General features: G+C 52.4%; 1 pseudogene. It reads left to right on the top strand.

Going from position 1 to position 233, the window contains the following annotated elements:
- Positions 1-233: pseudogene (locus SB756_RS35740) on the top strand (spermidine/putrescine ABC transporter substrate-binding protein PotF); the annotation flags it as partial.

Below are 233 nucleotides of genomic sequence, written 5' to 3'. Positions count from 1 at the left end.
CGAAAGATGCGAAAAACCTCGATGGCGCTTACGCCTGGCTGAACTACATCATGGATCCGAAAGTGATCGCTGATGTCTCCAACAAAATGAACTACGCCAACGGCAACAAAGCGTCGCTGCCGCTGATCAATGCCGACGTCCGCAACAACCCGGGTATCTTCCCGACGCCAGAAGCGATGTCGAAATTGTTTGTGCTGAAAGTCCAGGATCCTAAACTGGATCGTGTGCGTACG

This window comes from Pseudomonas sp. SIMBA_068 (genome assembly GCF_046534705.1).
In the GTDB taxonomy this organism is placed as follows: Bacteria; Pseudomonadota; Gammaproteobacteria; order Pseudomonadales; family Pseudomonadaceae; genus Aquipseudomonas; species Aquipseudomonas putida.
The sequence above is the reverse complement of the archived record's forward strand: the minus strand, read 5'-3'. Positions and strand labels throughout refer to the sequence as shown.